This window comes from gamma proteobacterium symbiont of Axiagastus rosmarus, from assembly GCF_059730925.1.
This window is the reverse complement of sequence record NZ_AP035925.1, coordinates 769,507-789,414: the sequence shown is the minus strand read 5'-3', so window position 1 is coordinate 789,414 and position 19,908 is coordinate 769,507. Positions and strand designations below refer to the sequence as shown.

Sequence of the window (19,908 nt, the reverse complement as noted above, 5' to 3'; positions counted from 1 at the left end):
TTTTGTTGTGCTGCGCTAGCTGCCCAGCATCTGCTTCACCAGCTCGACGCAGCGCAGGAAGCGTGTGTCGTAGTCATCCTCTTTGACGTGCACATATTCAATGTGATTTTCACGCAGCATGGTGACCAGCATCGACTGGAACTCGCGGCGATCCATCGAACTGCCGAGGCTGCGCAGGCCGTCGGCCACCCACGGCACATTATTTTCCAGCAGAATCACCAGGTCAAAGCGGTACTCATCGATCAGCGCCTGCACGAACGGGTGCTCGCGCCCTTCATACTTGAGGCAGAACGCTTGAGTAGTGATGAAGTCGGTGTCGATAAACGCCACTTTGTTGGCGTATTTGACGGCAAAATCGATGTACTGCGCCTGGCCGAGCGCGATTTTGTCGTAGTCGGAGTATTGCAGCGCCATCTCGTCGCCGCCGAGGTGCGAGAAGACATAATCGCGGCCATACTCCCACGCGCTGGTGGTGTTGAAGATGTTGGCCAGCTTGTTGACCAGCGTCGATTTGCCGCTCGATTCACCGCCGAGCACCGCCACGGTGCGCACGAAGAACGGCTTCACTTCAGTCGGGATGTACTCCCAGTAGCGGAACGGATCCTGACGAATCTGGCTGCCGCTGATGTTCATAAACGATCGATGCGGATCGATCACCACCGCCGGAATACCCAGATGCTGCTGATACATCGGCGCATCCGGTTCTTCGCTGGTGTAGACGCAGTCGGGCTCAATACCCTGCTCCGCGAGGAAGGTTTTCACACCGGCGCTCCACACGTCCCAGCCGTGCGGATAGGGCTCAATGCCCTCTTCGTCGAACGAATGGATGCGGATGTTTTTCTGGTACTTGAAGGTCTGCAGCAGCCAGCGCAGACGATCGCTGATGGTGGGCTGCTGCGACATGGCGCTGTTCTCAAACAGCTGGCGATCGCGCGGATCGTCATGGCCCATGATGATGTGCAGCTCATCGACCTGGCTACAGGCGCGCTGGATCAGGTAGATGTGCCCGGTGTGCAGCGGATAGAACTTCCCGAACACCACACCCACGGTTTTGTCGCGACGCGGGAATTCCAGCCCGAGAAAACGGTGCAGCGCTTCCAGCTTCTGCGCGCTCGGGCTTTTGATTTTGGCATTCAGCAACTGGCTCAGATAGCCTTTGGTCATCCCGCTGGCATCAGCCACCTGCTGCAATGTATGCCCCTGCTGGCGAATCGCGGTTTTCAGATAGTCAAACGATGACATGTGGTGCCTCCTGCATGGAATTAGAGGGATGGTGCGCGCGGGCCCTCACCCCGGCCCTCTCCCGCCCGCGGGAGAGGGGGAAAATCCTGAACAGAGCGATAAATGGCAGAACAACGCCGTACTTTCCGCCTCTCCGATCGGTCCCCTCTCCCGCAAGCGGGAGAGGGTTAGGGTGAGGGAAAAGGTGGAGCCACAAGCCAAACCCCCTCCCCAACAACCCGCCTTACAGCTCGTCCAGAATCGCCAGCGCGTCCGCCAGTTTCTTCGCGCTATACACCTTCATACCGTCAATCGCCTTCTTCGGCGCATTTCCTGCCGGCACAATGGCGCGCTTAAAGCCGTGCTTGGCCGCTTCGGAAATGCGCTCCTGGCCGCTCGGCACCGGCCGAATCTCCCCGGCCAGCCCGACTTCGCCAAAAATCACCAGATCCTGCGGCAGCGGGCGATCGCGCAGGCTCGACACCATCGCCAGCAGCAGCGCCAGGTCTGCACTGGTCTCGGTGACTTTGACGCCGCCGACCACGTTCACAAACACGTCCTGATCGGCCATCTGCAGGCCGCCGTGACGGTGCAGCACCGCCAGCAGAATCGCCAGACGGTTCTGCTCCAGCCCAACCGCCACACGGCGCGGATTGCCCATCATCGAATGGTCCACCAGCGCCTGAATCTCAACCAGCAGCGGGCGCGTGCCCTCCCAGACCACCATCACCGAACTGCCGGAGGTGATCTCATCGCCGCGTGACAAAAAGATAGCAGACGGGTTACTGACTTCGCGCATGCCCTGCTCGGTCATGGCAAATACGCCCAGCTCATTCACCGCGCCAAAGCGGTTTTTGTGGCTGCGCAGCGTGCGGAAGCGCGAATCGGCATCGCCGTCCAGCAGCACCGAACAGTCGATGCAGTGCTCCAGCACCTTCGGCCCGGCCAGCGAGCCATCTTTGGTGACGTGACCGACCATGATGATCGCCACGCCGCGCGTTTTGGCGAAGCGCGTCAGGTAAGCGGCGGTTTCCCGCACCTGCGCCACGCTGCCCGGCGATGACTGGATCTCCGCCATGTGCATCACCTGGATCGAGTCGATCACCATCAGCTTCGGCTGCTCCTGCTCGGCGATCAGGCAGATCTGCTCAATGCTGGTTTCCGACAGCATATTGAGGTTTTCCGTCGGTAATCCCAGACGATGGGCGCGCATCGCTACCTGCTGCAGCGACTCTTCGCCGGTGACGTACAGGGTTTTCATCCCTTCCGCCAGCTTACACATCACCTGCAACAGCAGCGTTGATTTACCGGCACCAGGGTTACCGCCAATCAGTATCGCGCTGCCCGGCACCACGCCGCCGCCCAGCACGCGGTCAAACTCTTTAAAACTGGTCGAGAAACGCGGCAGCGCTTCCAGACTGATCTCCGACAGCTTCTGCACCCGGCTGGTGCCGGCGCTACCGGCATAGCCGCTCAGGCGCTCATTGCGCGCGGCCGCAGGCGAGGCGGCAATGCGCACCTCGGTAATGGTATTCCAGGCGTGACAGGCGCTGCATTGCCCCTGCCAGCGCGGATAGTCAGCGCCGCATTCGTTACAGACGAAGGCGCGTTTTGCCGCTTTGGCCAAATCAAGTCCTCAGTTAACGCTCTTCGTGAATCAGGCTGCCGGTGAGAATGCAGAACACTCCCATCAGGTCAGCGTGGCGGATAATCACTTCCGTCTGCTCATTCACTTTGGGTTTAGCATGATAGGCGATACCCAGCGCCGCCGTTTTAATCATCGGCAGATCGTTAGCACCATCGCCAATCGCCACGGTTTGTTCCGGTGCGATGTCAAAGCGCTGGGCCAGACTGTTCAGGGTATCGGCTTTAAATTGCGCGTCGACGATTTGCCCTAGCACTTCGCCGGTCAGCTTACCGTCACGCATTTCCAGTTCGTTGGCTACCGCAGCGGCCAGATGCAGCGTCTGCCGCAGGTGATCGGCATAGAAGGTGAACCCGCCCGAGGCAATCGCCACCTGCCAGCCCAGCGCCTGCAACTTGTGCACCAGCGTGGTCAGGCCCGGCATCAGCGGCAGCGTGTCGCGCACCTGCTTCAGGATGTTGGCGTCAGCGCCGGCCAGCTTCGCCACGCGCTCGCGCAGGCTGGCTTTAAAATCCAGCTCGCCGCGCATCGCGCGTTCCGTCACTTCCGCCACCTGTTCGCCACAGCCCGCCAGTTTGGCGATCTCATCGATGCACTCGATCTGGATGGCGGTGGAATCCATGTCCATTACCAGCAGCCCTGGCGTTTTCAGATGGGGAATTTTGCCAAGCGGCGCCACATCAAAGCCAGCCTCATGCGCCAGCTTGCTGGCACGCGGTGTCAGCGAGCCCGCCAGCCGGATTACCTGATACTCATCGACATTCCACGCGCTGACGATCACCATCGCCGCGCCCAGCTGATGCTGATAATCGGTCAGTTTTTGTTTATCGAGCCCGCGCCCATACAGTAACCAGCCAGTCCGACCGGCACGGTAATCCAGCGGCATCACTTCATCACCGCTCAGGGAAAGGGGTAAACCCGGCCAAAGAGAGACATCGGCGGGCAGATCGCACCAGGTAAGACGATTTGGCATTACAGCTCCTGTAGGGACAACAAAACCACGCAAGAGGCTACCTTGTCTGCGCGGGTTCTGGCAACATAATTGCCAGCCTTTCTGCTGTTACGTCACACGGGTTTCTGATGGTCAAAACCACACTGAAATTTCGCCTGCATCGCACGGTGATCGTTCTTATCTCGCTGGCGCTGTTAGTGGTGCTGATGCAGGGCGCGTCATGGTTTAGTCTTGGCCATCAGATGGCCCGTTCCGAACAGGTTGAGGAGCTGGCGCACACGCTGACGCGCCAGGTGGCGTTCAGCCTGAAACCGCTGATGGACAACAGCGACGATAACCGCACGCAGATTGAAGCCATCCTGAATCAGATGACGGATAACAGCCGCGTACTGGATGCTTCGGTCTATGCCGACGACGGCAGCCTGGTGGCCCACAGCGGTGAGAGCATTAATGTGCGCGACCGCCTGGCGCTCGACGGTAAACGTGCCGGTAGCTATTTCAATCATCAGATTGTCCAGCCGCTGGAAGGGAAAGAGGGTCCGCAGGGTTTTCTGCGTATTACGCTGGATACCCATGTGCTGGTGACGGAATCGCGTCAGGTGGATAACACCACCAATATTCTGCGCCTGATGATGCTGCTGGCGCTGGCGATCGGCATTATCCTGACCCGTACCCTGCTGCGCGACCGCCGCACCCGCTGGCAGCAATCACCGTTCCTGCTGACGGCCAGCAGAACGGTGAAAGAAGATAAAGAGGAAGAGACGGCGGCGGAGAGTGTGGTGACGGAGAGGAAAGAGGGTTGAGTTCATTTGGGCGGTGCGGTCTGATCGCTTGCTGAAACAAGGTTTGACACCGGTCGGGCGGTGACAGTCAGGATAGAGGCGGCTGCCTGATTCTGACGGCGGGCGGCTAAAGAGAAAAGCCGGGAGGATCATTGAGATCGCTTCCGGCTTAGAGTTAATTGTTATTCACAATATTCCATATGTTATCCTTTATCTTTTGATATATTTTATTTAACCGGACTCTTTCATCAAAATCATCCCGCCATATAAAATATTCAGAAAAAGAACCATTTCCTTTATCCATCGTTTTCCATGTGTCACAAGCACTGTAAAAAAAACACTCTGGGTCATCACATCTGTTATCATTAGACCATTCTAGTTTTTCTATTATTGACTCGACACCGCGAATCCAGTTAATTTCCTTCTCACTTATGAGAATGTCTCTCAACTTTTTAAATTCATTTAATAGATCTTCTGACAATATCTTACTATGCATATCACTACCTTAAAGGCCAGCTATCCATTATCTTAACCCCTGCCAGTTGCCAAGGCTGCTCAACAAATATCTGAGTAACATTTTGACCACCAAAATAAGAGCCTCCCTGATAACCCACTGGCCCCTCGTATATAGTTGTTCCTTTAGGTATTAAAACTTTGTATACAGATTCTAAAGGAGAAGTACCAGTTAATACCCCTTCGTTATCAATCCATTGAGGTTTAACAGCTAAATCAACACGAACTTTTGCTGCTGACTCAGCAGGGTCTCTCGTGAACCACTGGCCAAAAGCATTTTTCCCACCGCCAGCCTTTCCTGCTCGATATAAAACAAGATCTTCTTTTAAGATATTCTTATTATATTTACCACCTGCAAAATTTGCAGCTGGATTATTTCTTAATTTAGCAAGTGGGCCAGGGTTATTAACCATATCATATTTATAATCGCCCTTGCACCTGCTTAGGCCTAATGGATCCACCCACCCCAGCGCATTCGGCGCATACTGGTACAGATTCAGCCCACCCGCCAGCCCTATCGGGTCCTGCTGCGTAAACCGCGCACTGTCCGGATCGTAGTAACGAAACAGATTGTAGTGCAGTCCGGTTTCACGGTCCAGGTACTGGCCCTGCATACGCAGGTTCTGGTCGTAGCCGGGCAGTTGCTGATGAGTTTCGCGCAGCAGTTTGCCCCATGCGTTATTGATGCCTTCCCAGTTGAGGCGGCCTTCGCTGTCTGTCAGGCGTTCCGGCATGCCGTTAGCGGCATTGTGGAACCAGAAAATCTCCGCGCCCTCATTGCCGTCAATACGCGCCAGCGGTTCATAGCTGTTTGCGTCGCTGTATACGTAGGTCAGTGGCACATCGTCGTGTATTTCCTGCAGCAGACGAAAACCGTCCCAGACGAAGCGGGTGAGGGTCGCTGCTCCGGCCGGCTTGCCGTGCAGCAAACGCTGCACGCGCTTGCTGATGCGGCGCCCGAGCGGATCGTAGCGGAAACTCACCTGCACCTGAGGCTTGTTGCGATCGCGCGGTTCGCTGACGACTTCGATCAGGCGATGCTCGTCATCATAGCGGTAGCGCCAGCGCGTCTGACCGTCATCCTTTTCACTGGTGCGACCGTGCACGTCATAGCGCCAGCGGATGCCGTTCAGCTGCGTAACACGGTTGTGCGTTACCGCTGCTGCCGCGCTGCGGTCCAGCGGATTACCCGCGCCATCCCACTGCCACGTATCATTACCGGGCTGTGCACCTTCCTGCGCCAGCAGACGGCCCGCGCTGTCGTAGTGCCAGAGCGTCTGGCTGAAAGGATTGTCGTCGCGCTGTTCGCGAATCAGGTTGTTGCCGTAGTCGAAATCACGCCGGCGTGACCAGCGGCGCGGTGCCGGGCGCTGTGCCTCACCGTCGAACACATCGCGACGCACCAGCCGACCCAGCCGATCGTAATCGCTGCGCGTGGTCAGTCCGCCCTGACTGCGGCTCAGCTCGCGGTGCAGTGTATCGCGCGTAAATTCGCTGACCGGCAGGTTATCCAGCGCAATGCTCAGCAGATGGCCACTGCCGTAATACAACTGTTTCAGCTGGCGGCCATCCGGCAGCGTCAGCGCAGTGCAGTTGCCCAGCGCGTCGTACTGCCACGCCAGGCTGCCCTGATCGCCCTGCTCCGCTATCACGCGACCAGCCTTGTCATACGCGAAGGTAATCGCCTGCTCGGCTTCACGGCTCCACTGGTTTTCCCCCAGTGGCAGATGCTGCGCCACGCTTGCCAGCTGGCCCGCCGCGGTATAGTCATAGCGCGTCTGGCCTTCCGGGGTGATGCGCGCCATGAGTTGCCCTGCCGGGCTGAAGGCGAAGCGGTGCGTAATGGCCTGCGGGTGACCGGCGGCGAAAGTGCGGGCAACTGCGCGTCCGGCGGCATCATAGTCGTAGCGTGTTGCCACACCGTCCAGCCCGACCTGCGCCAGCAGCAGCGAATCTGCGCCCCATTCAAAGTGGTAGCTTTCACCGTTCTGATTTTGCAGCGAAATTAAACGTCCACGGCTATCCCAGCGGCGCTGCACCTCTTCGCCCTGCGCGTTTCGCGAGAGAGTCAGTCTGCCGGCCTGGTCGTAAGCGAATTCGCTGCGTTTACCGTATGCCGAGGCATACGCCACTGGCAGACCACGTTCGCTCCACTCCAGACGTTCTTCCCAGCCTTCAGCACGCTCCATCTGCCGGGGCCGCCCGGCGGCATCATAGTAGTATCGCGTTTCTTCGCCATCGGCTGCTGTAACACAACTCAGCCAGCCCAGCGGATGATAACGGTAACGCGTAGTCTGGCCGGAGCAGTCCGTCTCGCGAATGACCTGCCCGGCATCGTTATACTCACGGCGATAGCGATTGCCCGCCGCATCAATCTCTTCAGTGATCAGCCCAAACTCATCGCGCAGATAACGCGTGCTGTACCCGAGCGCATCGACCACCCGTTCCAGTCCGTGATGGATATCGTAGTAATAACGGATGGCAGCGCCGCCAGGCTGGGTGATGACGCTGGGCAGGGCACGATGCGTTAACCACTCTGTGGTCTGCGCATTGCCATCGGCATCCTGCTCTTCAATGCGGTTACCGAGCTCGTCGTAGTTAAAGTTCACCGCATGGCCGAGCGGGTCAATACGGCGCGTCAGCAGTTCTTTGTCATCCCACTCGTAGCGCCATTGCTCGCCGCGCTCGTCGATGTAGCAGGTAATCAATCCCTGTGCATTCCAGTGATGCTCGCGCTGCTGTCCATCGTAGGTAGAAACGCGGGTAATACCTGCCGTGAGATCGTACTGCATACGGCAGCCATCGCCGCTGCTGGTGCGGTTTTCAATCACCCGCCAGTGATCAAACAGCTGCCAGCGATACTCGCTCTCCAGCCCGCCCGGCAGGCGGTGCCACACCATCAGGCCATCCACGTTATAACGGAAACGGCGCGTCTCAATGCCTGCCGCATCGGTGACGCTGGCCAGCTGGCCGTGATCATCAAAGCTCCAGCGCATCAGCGGCCAGTGCTGTTCACCGTCAAAGTGACTGGCAGCGGTAACGCGGTGCGGATGGCGTTCATCGTTGTAGTGCAGCGTCACGTCAATCGCCAGCGGTTCATCATGGATGCGCACCAGCCGGCTCTGCTCATCCCAGCCCATCTCCAGCGCGTTGCCGTACTCGTCGCTCAGCGAGGCGAGACGCAAGAGCTGCGGGTTTCTGGCGGTGGGTTTGTACAAGCGCCAGACCGCGCCGTCATCGTCAGCGATTGCCACGTCACCGTGCGCATTGCGTCGCACCATCAGTCCTTCGCTGATGCTGTAAAGCACCTCTTTTTCACCGGGCAAGGCAAAACGCAGTTCGCGGCCGTTGTCATCAAACCAGGTGGCCTGATTGCCTTCCAGCGTCAGATAGCTGTCGAACACCGTCGACCAGCCACGGCCAAACAGGCCGGCGCGCTGCGTCAGGCTGTTATAGCTGCGCTGCCAGCGCAGGGGAAAACGTCCCGGCAGCAAGAAATCACGCTCGGCATCATCATTCAGCACTTTCACGCCGGTAGCTGCATGTACCGGGTGCAGCGCGGAAAATATCGCGTTGATAGACATATCGGCCAGCATGCCGCCGCCCGCCATTGCCAGCGCACACGGCATATTTTTCAGGATCTGGCCGGGACGACCGCGGATCAACGACAGGCCGATCATCGCCAGCGCCAGACCGGGCTGTTTGCCGCTTTTGATATCCCGCACCGTTAGCGTTTCACCGCCAATGATGACGTTGGCTGAAACATCATCGCTGATGGTCGCGCCACAGGTGGTGCGATCTTTAGCACGTGCCGCCGGCTGGCCGTTGATGAATACGCTTTTAGATCCTTCAGCGAGATACTGTGGCCCGCTGTGTTTCTCGCACGCAACTTTATCCTGTTCCAGTGGCGAGGTACCTGCGGCAGCGGAGGCAATCGTCGGCTGCCACATCGCCCCGGCGAACTGGTCGGCAACCGCCAGCAGTTTGCCGGCATAGTCGGCAAAAAATCCGGCCGACTGCGCTTCCGGTGGTGGCGTATCGCCTGCCGTCAGTTCTCCTGCCGCGCGAGCCGCCGCTAAGCCATTGATGATTACATTATCCGAACCGCTGGCAATGACACCCGCAGGCGACGGCGGGAACAGCATGTCGCCAATGCCATCCGCAGCCGCGCTGATGTCGTCCGTGATACCTGCCACATTCGCCACCGCACCCGCGATGATACCGCTCAGCAGACAGCTACTGCCTACCGCCGCCAGCGCACCCACGCCAACCAGCGGAGCAGCTACGGTAGCCACACCGGCAACAATCGCGCCCATCGCGGCGTAGACCGCACCTTCAGCGACGATACTGGTGATATCGGCGAAAATACTGGAATGAATGATGTCATCGCCCTGGCGGGCCGCGTGCTTATCCATAATTATCCCTTCCGTGGGGCGTTCAGTGTCAGGCTCTGTTTGAAGGCATGCCAGCGTGCCCCGTCTTCTTCATCAAAAGGCCGCATGGCTGAAAAAGTAAATATCATCAACGTATTGGTTTCAGGCACGTTTACTGCCAGCTGACGTTGCCACAGTGCCTGCCCGTTGCGATCAAAAGCCGTTTCCACTTCGATGGCGCGCAACGTGTTGTCGGCTCCCGCCAGCACGCGTGTAAATTCGCTCTGCTCTACATGGCCCATCTGGCTGCGCAACGTATCCCACTGACGGTGAAACTCCTGCTCAAAATCGCTGCCTTCGGCGATTGGCCCACGGCTGACGATCAGCGCCAGCCCGGTGGCCTCATCGCGCAGAATATTCATGCTGGTATCCTGCCAGCCAGCCGGAAACAGGGCGAACGCGCCCTCGTTGAATTGGTAGTGCATGTTGGATATCCGTTAGAGGAAATAAGTAGAAGTTGTGGGAAATATTGGCCGGTGAGTTTTTGAATACTCAGCTTAACGTTTATTTTTCGAAAAAATATACTTCACCACAAATGGAAAGCAAAGAGTAATCTAAAAAGATTAGAATAAGGCCGAATGTTTGAGCAGATCTTTCGATTATTTTACTCACACCTCAATCTCCTTGTACCTAAAAAGACACTGCTCGGTTTGCACAAGCAGCGCCTTTATTCTCAACCCACTGATAAAATACAGGAAAATGAAATTCAGTCATCTATATTAAAGACCATCATGATATGACTAACTTTGCCGCGTTCAATTTGGAATAAAATACGTTTTCCATCACCGTCATAATAGAGCCAGTATTGATTATCACTATCATCCACCGCGCCATTTCCATACTTACTTTCCAACTGCACCTTGCTATCGCCAACTGAAATGCCTCTGGCCGTTTTGACACCCGGCTTATTAAGGGTTATCTGTGCAATTATGTAACTATCTATATCACGATTCTGCTTATCCCATAGTAAATTAGAAGAATAAACATCGTAACCATCGTAATGGTGTTGGTAATATTTGTAACTACTTTCGCCGGAAGGTATTTCCCCCGTAAAGCTCTCGCTGAGTTGAACCCCTGCATTTTTCTTTGCAGATTCATTCCACGTAGCCCCTAATGCAAAAGGATGATTGTTAATTTGCACGGTAAAATCTGAAGATGAGATAGGTGAAATTGCACTTGCATGATTAATAATTGTCTCAGCAGCATTTGCAGTTGACATTGATGCTGAGACAATAAAAATCAGTAAATACATTTTTTTAAAAAAAGAAATCATCCAACCATCCTTCTTATTTAAATTCCGGAACATCATATGAGAGATTTGCATTCGGAAAACTATCAAACATTCTCTTCATACTTTTAGTTTGCGCTGTCGCCCAGTTAACATCAGTTGCATATTGGTGTGTACCTGGAGATGCAGGATTCCAGCGCATTTTATACAATGTATTTTGACCTGATCCAACAAATTTATCTGATATCCACTTTGCGCCGCCATCAATAGCTTTTTCTGGAGTTGTCCAACCTTGTTTATACGCGTAATTTGCTCCTGTATTTACAGCGTTACCATCAAGCGCACCAATGCCATACATATTGTAAACTTTGGTACCATTAACCATTACACCTTTAGCAAGCTCACTTGTGCCATTACCGGTTTCCAGTGCAGAGTGTGCTGCCAGGTAAGCCTCGTTTATATTATATTTTTTTGCCGCGTCAAGGTAAGTTTGCTCCTGTCCGGCAAGAGTTCCTTTGCCTTTAAGGAAATTACTCATATCATCTTTACTAATCCCAGAAGATGATGATAAATCAACAAATTGATATTTGTCTGTTCCATCCATATGGTTGGCAGGATCGACATACTTTTTGATGTCAGCTTCAGTTGCTGGGACAAAACCTTTTTTGGTATTGCTCCACTTAACTGGAGTTGCTTTAAGTCCCTTTTGTTTCTTGACCATATCATCTACAGAATAATCATACTTACTCTTTTTATCGGTGGAACCCTCTGTTTTACCTACACTAGTATCTTTAGATTTTTCTGCAGCTTTCGGCGCAGCCGGAGCCGCCTGTCCTTTCTGTTTAGGGGGGAACAGGTTCTCCACCGCTTTACTGATATTCTGTTTGTGATCGGCACCAGGCGCACCGGTGCCGGGCTTTGCACCGTCAGTATTCAGGTTCAGCTTGCCGCCAGACGTTGTAATGTGGCCATCGCCCTGCACGAAAATATTGAAGCCTTTACCGACAATATTAATGTGACCGTTAGCGTTGAGTTCAATGGCGCTTTCACCGCACTCCAGACGCAGTTTGGTGCCGGATCCCAGAACATAGGTATCAACTGCTGCATCCAGCTTGCCTTGTCCGGTCAGGAGCTCCTCGCCGCCTTTGATACCGTGTACACGGTTGGTCTCAACGCGGTACAGCTCATTGCCGCCAGCATAATGGCTGTGGTTATTGGCGACCGAGTGGCTGGCATCGTTTTTAACGTGCGTATCCATGTTTTTCTGCGCCTGGATCCAAAGATGCTCCTCGCCCGCCTTGTCCTCGAAGCGCAGCGCGTTTGCCGTGTCCGCCGTGCCGTCCTTCGAACGGCTTAAAAACCCCATCTGCGTCGCCGCCGCCGGCAGCGCCCACGGCGGCATGCTCGCCTCGTTGTACACGCGACCGATGATCAGCGGTCGGTCCGGGTCGCCGTTGATGAAGTCCACCACCACCTCGTCGTTCACCCGCGGGATCTGCACGCCGCCGAACCCCTGGCCCGCCCACGCGCTCGACACCCGCACCCAGCACGAGCTCGTGTCGTCGCCCTTCGCCAGGCGGTCCCAGTGGAACTTCACCTTCACCCGGCCGTAGCGGTCCGTCCAGATTGACTCCCCCGCCGGGCCCACCACCTTCGCCGTCTGCGGCCCGTGCGTCTTCGGCCACGCCGTCGCCGGCTCCGCGCGGTACGTCACCGACGACGGCAGCACCGTGAACGCGATGTTGTGCCGCGCACCGCCGCCGCCGCTCGCGTACCCGTTCTCCTCGAAGTCGTACCGCGCCGACGTCACCAGGTACTCTCCGTTGTCGCTGAAGTGCGGCGCGTTCACGATGCCGAACCGGTACCCCGGCGCGATGCCCGTCGCCGTCCCCGTTCCGCTCACGCTGTGGTGCGCAACCTGCCACACCTCCTGCCGGATGCGCGTGTAAAACTCCCCGTGGCTGTGGTCGACAAAATGGCCCGGCCAGTCGTACACGTCCACCGCCCCCGGCACCGGCGACACCGGATTCTGCCGCGCCTGCAGCATCCACGCGTTCGGCTTGCGGAAGTCGTAGTCGTCCGTGCTGTACATTCCCGGCGTCACGCTCTCGCACAGCGACCACTGGCTGATGCCCTCCTCCGTCACGCTCCCGCCCGACGCCGTCACGTGGTACGGTATCGTCTCGTAGCCCGCGAACGCCTCGTGCTGGTCCGCCCCGTCGCACAGCACCATCACGTGACGCTCCGCCTCGTGGCGGAACCAGTAGTAAATCCCCTCCAGCTCCATCAGCCGGCTGATGAAGTCGAAGCTGCTCTCCTGGTACTGCACGCAGTACTCCCACACCCGGTAGCTGCTGCCCAGCCGCGTCTCCACGTTCACCCCGTTCTCCTGCAGCAGCGTCTGCACTATCTGCGGCACCGTCTGACCCTGGAATATCCGCAGGTTGCGGTCCCGGCGCATCGGCCACAGGTCCGGCTCCACCCGCAGCTGGTACACCGCGTAGCGCGTCCCGCTCAGCTCCTCGCTGCGCACCGCCACCCGCGTGATTTTCCCGTTGAGGTAGCGCGGCGACAGCAGGCTCTGCGTCGGCAGCGTGAACGTGACCGGCTGCCCCAGCAGCGCGTGCCGGTCGATGCGCGCGTCCGTGGCCAGCAGCTCGGCGTTCAGCTCAAACGACTGCGACAGCGCCTCGGCGCCGGTGAGTTTCCAGAACAGCAGGCCGTCCATCGGCAGCTGCGCGGTGATGCGTGAGAACATAAGCAGATTCCGTAACTTATTTAAGTGATTGAGTCATCGGGGAAGGTTAAACGCCAGGGAATGAAATCCAGCATATAAGCATTACGCTAAAAATTAACGAGCGGTCTTATAGTGCTTTTTTCTTATTCCATATTCGGGAAGTGTTCGATGACCAGAGTATTGACCGCTACCAGGTAATACCCATAGGTCAGACAAGCGTCTTTTACTGTTGCAGCGGATCACATAGCGAGTTTAAAACAGGTGCCGTTATACTTATTTCTAAGAGGCGAAATGACAGCTAAAACATGATTAATCGACAGTAATTTCCATTATTTAACGTTGATTTTTAGTGTTGCCAGAATAATTTCCAGGCAGCGTTTATTCGCTTCATAGTAATAATTTTTATCATTCCTGTGCTGCCCCACCAGCTCAACGTAGCACCACAATCCTGAACAATTGAATATGTAGCTCTGGTAGAAGGCGCGCATTTTCTCTTCGTCGCTGTAGAGTTCACCTGTACAGGTCAATATCGAACCAAGCGCAGCATTAATATCATTAGGAATGGGTTCCAGCTCGTTTGCCGCCAGCGTGACGGAATGCTCATGCTCCTTGAAACGTAGCGTCGATTTTTCAAAAGCATCTTCTGCGGAATAGCATACCGCACCAGAATAAAAGTAAAAATTAATGACCCCATAGTTTACGCCATCTATAGTATGATCAACGATAAGTCTGTTCTCAGCAATAACCTTGGCATTCCATGAAACCGGTATTCTAAAAGCGCTTTCCCCATCCAGGTTCACCGAGGTTAGCAACTCCGCCATGGCTAAGTTACTGCGATGCAGCAGATCCCAGTTAACCACTGTAAAATAGATGTCATTGGCAAGCGAAGGATAGTCGCGTTCCGCACATGACGCTTTTAATAAGAAGTAGTTCCCACCGCCACTGTCCCGGTTGTAATCTTTTTGAACAGTGTATCGTGAGATCACGTCGTCACCGGAGGCGTGCGTTTTTAGGGTTAATACATCCGCGAAAATACCGTTTTCTGATGCCTTACCGACAAGACGGCGGTTCAGCACTTTTTCGCCCATCATGGCAAGTTTTTTAAACAACCAGTCAGACGCATTCATTTCCCACTGGCAGCGTTCATACGCGGCCCAAACTTCCAGATAGGGTGAGTCATCCGTGGTTAAGTAGCGTCCGATATTGGTTAAACTGATATCAGGGAAGGCAACCGGTTCCAGTTCCGCTGGCTTGAGGCTTTTTGGCAGCACAACCCAGTAATGCAGCATTGCTTCTCTGGCCGAAGTATAAAGGCATTTCCAGAAGCGCAGTTCAATCTCTTCTTTAGAGAAACCCGGCGTAAGGGGAAAAGCATAGTCCGTATCAATATTCATAGCCTGTTTCCCTTCTTAATTTAATTCGTCAGCCAAATACCGTAATAAATAACTATAGACCCAAGAGAAAGAATGATTTTTGAGAAAATAAACAGCCCTGGCGCCAGTTTATTGGTAGCCGGTGAAAATCTCTTGTAATTATCAGCATTATATTTCTTGTGAAAATCCATAATACTGCCAAACATATTACACAATGCAACTAGTATAAACCTCATCCCCCATATAAAAAGTAATGAAGCACCTAGCTCCTCCATTAAATCTCCTGCGGCGTCCTTGGTAAAACCTGGGATTATCGCAGCCAGTCCTTTAAGCACGAAACCAATAGCGATGATGGCGATAAAAATCCCGATAAAAGCTTTACCTATACCAGCCAGAGTTTTTTTTCCATAGGAAATCTTACTACTCCAGATAAAATATACCGTCACTAACCAGAAGAATAAAAATGCTACAATTTCCATGTTGTTGCCGCCCTTTTAAAAAATCAATTGCCAACCAGAACCGTTTTACAGCCGCTAATGATAGCACCATCACCACCGCCTCCCTTCTCGGAATTATCTGAACTCCCTTCCTTGCCAATAATTAAATCACGCAGAGGCTTTATGACAACTTTCAAATCCACCTCACCTGCTAACCCCAATAATACAGCAAATCTGCCGTTAGCTTTTAGCGTGACTGAATAATCTGTTTTATCAAAATAAGCAGCAGCGCCCGCTGACGCCCCTACCGCCCCCAAATGCGCTTCAGCTTTCGCTTTTGCTATCACCAGGCCAAACAGGCTTACCTTTGCGCCTACTTTCTCTTTGACTGCTGCAAGCCCTCCACCGCCGCCAAGATTGAACCCATAGCGACCTTTATTTCCGGTATAAACTTCTGCAGTGGCTTTTGCATCAGCAGTAGCTATGGTTACATCGCCGGTAGCATTCGCATACAAAGTACCCTCACTCCCTGCCGCTCCTGTAACACCATATTGCATACCCGTCGCTGTGGCTGTACCATTTATCCCATAAATATTGCTGTCGCCGTTGTAAAAAGCTCCGGTTGCATCAGCGTCCGCTATTTTATTGCGGAATTCGCCTCTAAACAGATCGTGACTTTTAATATTTCCCATCGTAAGGTTTTCCAGTGAAAACCCTGTCGACACAGTGTCATAACTGCCATCATTAGTACTGTCTTTCAGGCTGGCATACGCTCCTAAAATTCGCGCATCGTAGTGCTCACCATGCAACATCCCATCCTCACCAGCCTTCTTCGCCAGCGAGCCCCCCCAATATTGCGGGGGTGCAGGTTTACATTTCGCAGGTGCCGACGCCCCGCCTGCATGACACTGTGTCTTATCACCCTGACGGGCCAGCGCCATACCGTTAACGAATACGCTGCCGGAGCCGCTGACGATAATACCGCCACCATGTTGCTTACAGGAAAATTCATCACCTTTTCGGGCGGCGGGAAATCCACCAATGATAACGTCAGGACTGCCACACTGAATTGGGCCATCGTGAGCCGCTTTATCCACAAAAGCTCTGGCCGCAGGCATACCCATACCGATGTTCCTTCCAATAAGCGATTAACTGTTAATTTTGACGACCGCGCTTTTGATGTCGGTGATGTTCGTGCCGGTAATGCTTACCGTATCATTTGCCTTTAATTCAGCATCTTTACCAGTACCTAAAGTGGTCAGCTCATTGCCCTTAAACAATGCCTGCAACTCGCTCTCAGCATGGATATTTCCCGTATTCACCTGGATTTGAATGGCGTCGGGGGTGATCAGGAGGTAATTCTCTTTCACCTTTAACTTGATGCTTGTGTTGGCTTCAAGCAGCGCATTGCCCTCTTTATCCATAGTCAGCACCGTTTCGCCTTCGCCAACATTTATAACGTGCTGGACGCCCGTATTGCTTAGCGCATGTTCACCCACGTCTGCCTGACGATTGCGCTTTATTGAGACCTTCTCGTCACGGCCTATAGTTTTATGCCGATCCATCCCAACATGGTGCGTCTCACAGCTTTCCACTTCCGTATCCATATTTTTTTCGGCGTGAATCCAAATCTGCTCATGCCCCGCTTTATCCTCAAAGCGCAGCGCGTTCGCCGTGTCCCTGTGACCACCTTTGCTGCGGCTGTAAAAGCCCATCTGCGTCGCCGCCGCCGGCAGCGCCCACGGCGGCATATTGCCATCGTTGTAGACACGACCGGTTACGATGGGCCGGTCCGGGTCGCCGTTGATGAAGTCCACCACCACCTCATCGCCCACGCGCGGGATCTGCACACTGCCGTACCCCTGGCCCGCCCACGCGCTCGACACCCGCACCCAGCACGAGCTCGTGTCGTCGCCCTTCGCCAGGCGGTCCCAGTGGAACTTCACCTTCACCCGGCCGTAGCGGTCCGTCCAGATTGACTCCCCCGCCGGGCCCACCACCTTCGCCGTCTGCGGCCCGTGCGTCTTCGGCCACGCCGTCGCCGGCTCCGCACGGTACGTCACCGACGACGGCAGCACCGTGAACGCGATGTTGTGCCGCGCCCCGCCGCCGCCGCTCGCGTACCCGTTCTCCTCGAAGTCGTACCGCGCCGACGTCACCAGGTACTCTCCGTTGTCGCTGAAGTGCGGCGCGTTCACGATGCCGAACCGGTACCCCGGCGCGATGCCCGTCGCCGTCCCCGTTCCGCTCACGCTGTGGTGCGCAACCTGCCACACCTCCTGCCGGATGCGCGTGTAAAACTCCCCGTGGCTGTGGTCGACAAAATGGCCCGGCCAGTCGTACACGTCCACCGCCCCCGGCACCGGCGACACCGGATTCTGCCGCGCCTGCAGCATCCACGCGTTCGGCTTGCGGAAGTCGTAGTCGTCCGTGCTGTACATTCCCGGCGTCACGCTCTCGCACAGCGACCACTGGCTGATGCCCTCCTCCGTCACGCTCCCGCCCGACGCCGTCACGTGGTACGGTATCGTCTCGTAGCCCGCGAACGCCTCGTGCTGGTCCGCCCCGTCGCACAGCACCATCACGTGACGCTCCGCCTCGTGGCGGAACCAGTAGTAAATCCCCTCCAGCTCCATCAGCCGGCTGATGAAGTCGAAGCTGCTCTCCTGGTACTGCACGCAGTACTCCCACACCCGGTAGCTGCTGCCCAGCCGCGTCTCCACGTTCACCCCGTTCTCCTGCAGCAGCGCCTGCACTATCTGCGGCACCGTCTGTCCCTGGAATATCCGCAGGTTGCGGTCCCGTCGCATCGGCCACAGGTCCGGCTCCACCCGCAGCTGGTACACCGCGTAGCGCGTTCCGCTCAGCTCCTCGCTGCGCACCGCCACCCGCGTGATTTTGCCGTTGAGGTAGCGCGGCGACAGCAGGCTCTGCGTCGGCAGCGTGAACGTGACCGGCTGCCCCAGCAGCGCGTGCCGGTCGATGCGCGCGTCCGTGGCCAGCAGCTCGGCGTTCAGCTCAAACGACTGCGACAGCGCCTCCGCGCCGGTGAGTTTCCAGAACAGCAGGCCGTCCATCGGCAGCTGCGCGGTGATGCGTGAGAACATAATAAATCCCTGATGATTAACTGTGTGGATCGAGCAACCAGACGCCTTCTTCGCTGATGGTCAGCGTTTGCTCGCGCGTGCCGCCCTGGCCGCTGATGGCAAAGGTATAATTGCCTGGCGCCAGCTGCAGCGCGGCAAAACCGTTGGCGGCAGGCACCAGCGCCTGCGGTTTGCCATTCACCTGGACGCGTTCGCCCTGCTGCAGCTTGATGTAAACCTGCGCGACCGGCTCCGGCGGCGGTGCAGGCTGCGGCTCCACTTCGCGCGGTTTTTCCGGCGTTACCGCTGCCGTTGCGGCTGGCGCTGACGGCGCTGACGGTGAAACTGCCGGATCAGCAGCTGGCGCGCTGTTTTGCACCGTCTCTGCCGGCGCCGCAGGCTCATCGCCCCCGGACATCAGCAGCCCTACGCACAATCCCACCAGCACGCCCGCGGCCACCAGCCCCGGCAGCGCAAAGCGATGGCGCAGCAGCGATTTCACCGGCGAAAGCGTTTCAGCTTCGTTCGCCTCTTCCACCGGCACCAGCATGGTGCCCGGTCCGCTGATTTTGGCGCTCAGCAGCGGTTCCGGTTCGCGCTCTGGCAGCGCCATCAGCGCGGCAAAGGCATCAATATCCTGCGGCCGATCTTCCGGTTTGAGCGCCAGCGCGCTGTCCACCGCCGTCAGCAATGCCTGGGAGTAGCCCGGCAGGCGGCGCGCGGCCAGCGGCTGGTAGTTATCTTCGATGCTGCGCACCACGCTCACCGGCGGTGGCGCCCCGGTGATCAGCGTATGCAGCACCGCGCCCAGCGCGTAAATATCCGTCCACGCGCCCTGTTCGCTTTCGTCGTTATCGCTGTATTGCTCGATGGGCGCATAGCCCGGACGCAGCATGGTTTCGCTCTCATCCGAGAGGTTGCCAATGGTTTTACGCGCAGAGCCAAAATCCAGCAGCACCGGCTCACCGCTGCTCTGAATCTGGATGTTATCCAGTGAGATATCACGGTGCAGATAACCGGCGTCGTGGATGGTTTTGATCGCACCCAGCAGCGGCGGCAGCAGGCGACGAATCCAGGCTTCATCCACCAGTTGCGGATTGCGCTCGCGCAGGTTCGATAAGGTGGTGCCGCTGTAAAACACCGTGCCCATATAAGCGGTGTCGTTCTGCACCCAGAAACGCAGCACGTGCAGCAGATTAGGATGGTTGAAGCGGGCCAGCAGGCGCGCCTCCTGAATAAAGCTGTTCAACCCGGCATGAAAGGTTTTGCTGAAGCGTTCGCTGCGCAGCACCAGATTCAGATCATCGCTGCGTACCGCCAGCGAAGCCGGCATAAACTCTTTGATGGCGATATCACGCTCCAGCTGATGATCCCAGGCACGATAAACAATGCCAAAGCCGCCACCACCGATCACTTCTTTAATTTCAAACTCATTGAAACGGTAACCCACCGGCAGAGCGTTGGGTACGTTGAGGGGATTATCGTGTTCCGACATTTTCGA

The 19,908-nt window shown here is 56.0% G+C and carries 14 protein-coding genes; 1 reads left to right on the top strand and 13 read right to left on the bottom strand.

Annotated features, from left to right (window positions below):
* Positions 1-15: 15 nt before the first annotated feature.
* The 3 genes from nadR to serB form a co-directional block, all read right to left on the bottom strand.
* The gene (nadR, locus tag AC6I8F_RS03720) at positions 16-1,242 is read right to left on the bottom strand and encodes a multifunctional transcriptional regulator/nicotinamide-nucleotide adenylyltransferase/ribosylnicotinamide kinase NadR (protein WP_058781598.1); all 1,227 of its coding nucleotides are present in this window, start codon (positions 1,240-1,242) and stop codon (positions 16-18) included.
* 223 nt (positions 1,243-1,465) lie between these two features.
* On the bottom strand, positions 1,466-2,848 hold the full coding sequence (gene radA, locus AC6I8F_RS03715) for a DNA repair protein RadA (protein ID WP_021506810.1): 1,383 nt from the start codon (positions 2,846-2,848) through the stop codon (positions 1,466-1,468).
* A gap of 13 nt (positions 2,849-2,861) precedes the next feature.
* Positions 2,862-3,839: a phosphoserine phosphatase gene (gene serB / locus AC6I8F_RS03710; RefSeq protein WP_021506809.1), complete on the bottom strand. Its 978-nt coding sequence runs from the start codon at positions 3,837-3,839 to the stop codon at positions 2,862-2,864.
* Positions 3,840-3,946: 107 nt separating this feature from the next.
* Between serB and AC6I8F_RS03705 the strand changes: the two genes are divergently transcribed.
* Positions 3,947-4,621: a YtjB family periplasmic protein gene (locus AC6I8F_RS03705; protein ID WP_238561547.1), complete on the top strand. Its 675-nt coding sequence runs from the start codon at positions 3,947-3,949 to the stop codon at positions 4,619-4,621.
* Between the two features lie 154 nt (positions 4,622-4,775).
* Here the strand turns inward: AC6I8F_RS03705 and AC6I8F_RS03700 are convergent, their stop codons facing one another.
* The 10 genes from AC6I8F_RS03700 to AC6I8F_RS03655 all read right to left on the bottom strand — a co-directional run bounded on the left by AC6I8F_RS03700 (position 4,776) and on the right by AC6I8F_RS03655 (position 19,902).
* Positions 4,776-5,096, bottom strand: a complete 321-nt coding sequence (locus AC6I8F_RS03700; RefSeq protein ID WP_058771506.1) for a hypothetical protein — start codon at positions 5,094-5,096, stop codon at positions 4,776-4,778.
* A 4-nt stretch (positions 5,097-5,100) separates the two neighbouring features.
* Positions 5,101-9,528: an RHS repeat-associated core domain-containing protein gene (locus AC6I8F_RS03695; RefSeq protein ID WP_498028543.1), complete on the bottom strand. Its 4,428-nt coding sequence runs from the start codon at positions 9,526-9,528 to the stop codon at positions 5,101-5,103.
* A gap of 2 nt (positions 9,529-9,530) precedes the next feature.
* Entirely contained in the window at positions 9,531-9,971 is a 441-nt protein-coding gene (locus tag AC6I8F_RS03690) for a DcrB-related protein (protein ID WP_058771505.1), read from the bottom strand.
* A gap of 281 nt (positions 9,972-10,252) precedes the next feature.
* On the bottom strand, positions 10,253-10,819 hold the full coding sequence (locus tag AC6I8F_RS03685) for a hypothetical protein (RefSeq protein WP_278707414.1): 567 nt from the start codon (positions 10,817-10,819) through the stop codon (positions 10,253-10,255).
* A 13-nt stretch (positions 10,820-10,832) separates the two neighbouring features.
* Positions 10,833-13,532: a type VI secretion system tip protein TssI/VgrG gene (gene tssI / locus AC6I8F_RS03680; RefSeq protein WP_058757148.1), complete on the bottom strand. Its 2,700-nt coding sequence runs from the start codon at positions 13,530-13,532 to the stop codon at positions 10,833-10,835.
* Positions 13,533-13,840: 308 nt separating this feature from the next.
* Complete coding sequence (locus AC6I8F_RS03675; RefSeq protein WP_058780954.1) at positions 13,841-14,905, bottom strand: hypothetical protein; 1,065 nt, start codon at positions 14,903-14,905, stop codon at positions 13,841-13,843.
* Positions 14,906-14,925: 20 nt separating this feature from the next.
* Positions 14,926-15,363 (bottom strand): hypothetical protein, encoded by a 438-nt coding sequence (locus tag AC6I8F_RS03670; RefSeq protein WP_498028542.1) that lies wholly within the window; start codon positions 15,361-15,363, stop codon positions 14,926-14,928.
* A gap of 23 nt (positions 15,364-15,386) precedes the next feature.
* Positions 15,387-16,445: a PAAR domain-containing protein gene (locus tag AC6I8F_RS03665; protein ID WP_058780952.1), complete on the bottom strand. Its 1,059-nt coding sequence runs from the start codon at positions 16,443-16,445 to the stop codon at positions 15,387-15,389.
* A gap of 24 nt (positions 16,446-16,469) precedes the next feature.
* A complete protein-coding gene (locus AC6I8F_RS03660) occupies positions 16,470-18,428 on the bottom strand; it encodes a type VI secretion system Vgr family protein (protein WP_498028541.1) in 1,959 nt (652 codons plus the stop codon).
* A gap of 16 nt (positions 18,429-18,444) precedes the next feature.
* Positions 18,445-19,902, bottom strand: coding sequence for a serine/threonine protein kinase (locus tag AC6I8F_RS03655; protein WP_498028540.1), 1,458 nt, complete (start codon positions 19,900-19,902; stop codon positions 18,445-18,447).
* Positions 19,903-19,908 lie beyond the last annotated feature (6 nt).

Excerpts from the sequence above, each read along its gene's own strand:
- nadR (WP_058781598.1), bottom strand. The coding sequence starts at position 1,242 with ATGTCATCGTTTGACTATCTGAAAACCGCGATTCGCCAGCAGGGGCAT.
- serB (WP_021506809.1), bottom strand. The coding sequence starts at position 3,839 with ATGCCAAATCGTCTTACCTGGTGCGATCTGCCCGCCGATGTCTCTCTT.
- AC6I8F_RS03705 (WP_238561547.1), top strand. The coding sequence starts at position 3,947 with ATGGTCAAAACCACACTGAAATTTCGCCTGCATCGCACGGTGATCGTT.
- AC6I8F_RS03700 (WP_058771506.1), bottom strand. The coding sequence starts at position 5,096 with ATGCATAGTAAGATATTGTCAGAAGATCTATTAAATGAATTTAAAAAG.
- AC6I8F_RS03695 (WP_498028543.1), bottom strand. The coding sequence starts at position 9,528 with ATGGATAAGCACGCGGCCCGCCAGGGCGATGACATCATTCATTCCAGT.
- AC6I8F_RS03690 (WP_058771505.1), bottom strand. The coding sequence starts at position 9,971 with ATGCACTACCAATTCAACGAGGGCGCGTTCGCCCTGTTTCCGGCTGGC.
- AC6I8F_RS03685 (WP_278707414.1), bottom strand. The coding sequence starts at position 10,819 with ATGATTTCTTTTTTTAAAAAAATGTATTTACTGATTTTTATTGTCTCA.
- tssI (WP_058757148.1), bottom strand. The coding sequence starts at position 13,532 with ATGTTCTCACGCATCACCGCGCAGCTGCCGATGGACGGCCTGCTGTTC.
- AC6I8F_RS03675 (WP_058780954.1), bottom strand. The coding sequence starts at position 14,905 with ATGAATATTGATACGGACTATGCTTTTCCCCTTACGCCGGGTTTCTCT.
- AC6I8F_RS03670 (WP_498028542.1), bottom strand. The coding sequence starts at position 15,363 with ATGGAAATTGTAGCATTTTTATTCTTCTGGTTAGTGACGGTATATTTT.
- AC6I8F_RS03665 (WP_058780952.1), bottom strand. The coding sequence starts at position 16,445 with ATGGGTATGCCTGCGGCCAGAGCTTTTGTGGATAAAGCGGCTCACGAT.
- AC6I8F_RS03660 (WP_498028541.1), bottom strand. The coding sequence starts at position 18,428 with ATGTTCTCACGCATCACCGCGCAGCTGCCGATGGACGGCCTGCTGTTC.
- AC6I8F_RS03655 (WP_498028540.1), bottom strand. The coding sequence starts at position 19,902 with ATGTCGGAACACGATAATCCCCTCAACGTACCCAACGCTCTGCCGGTG.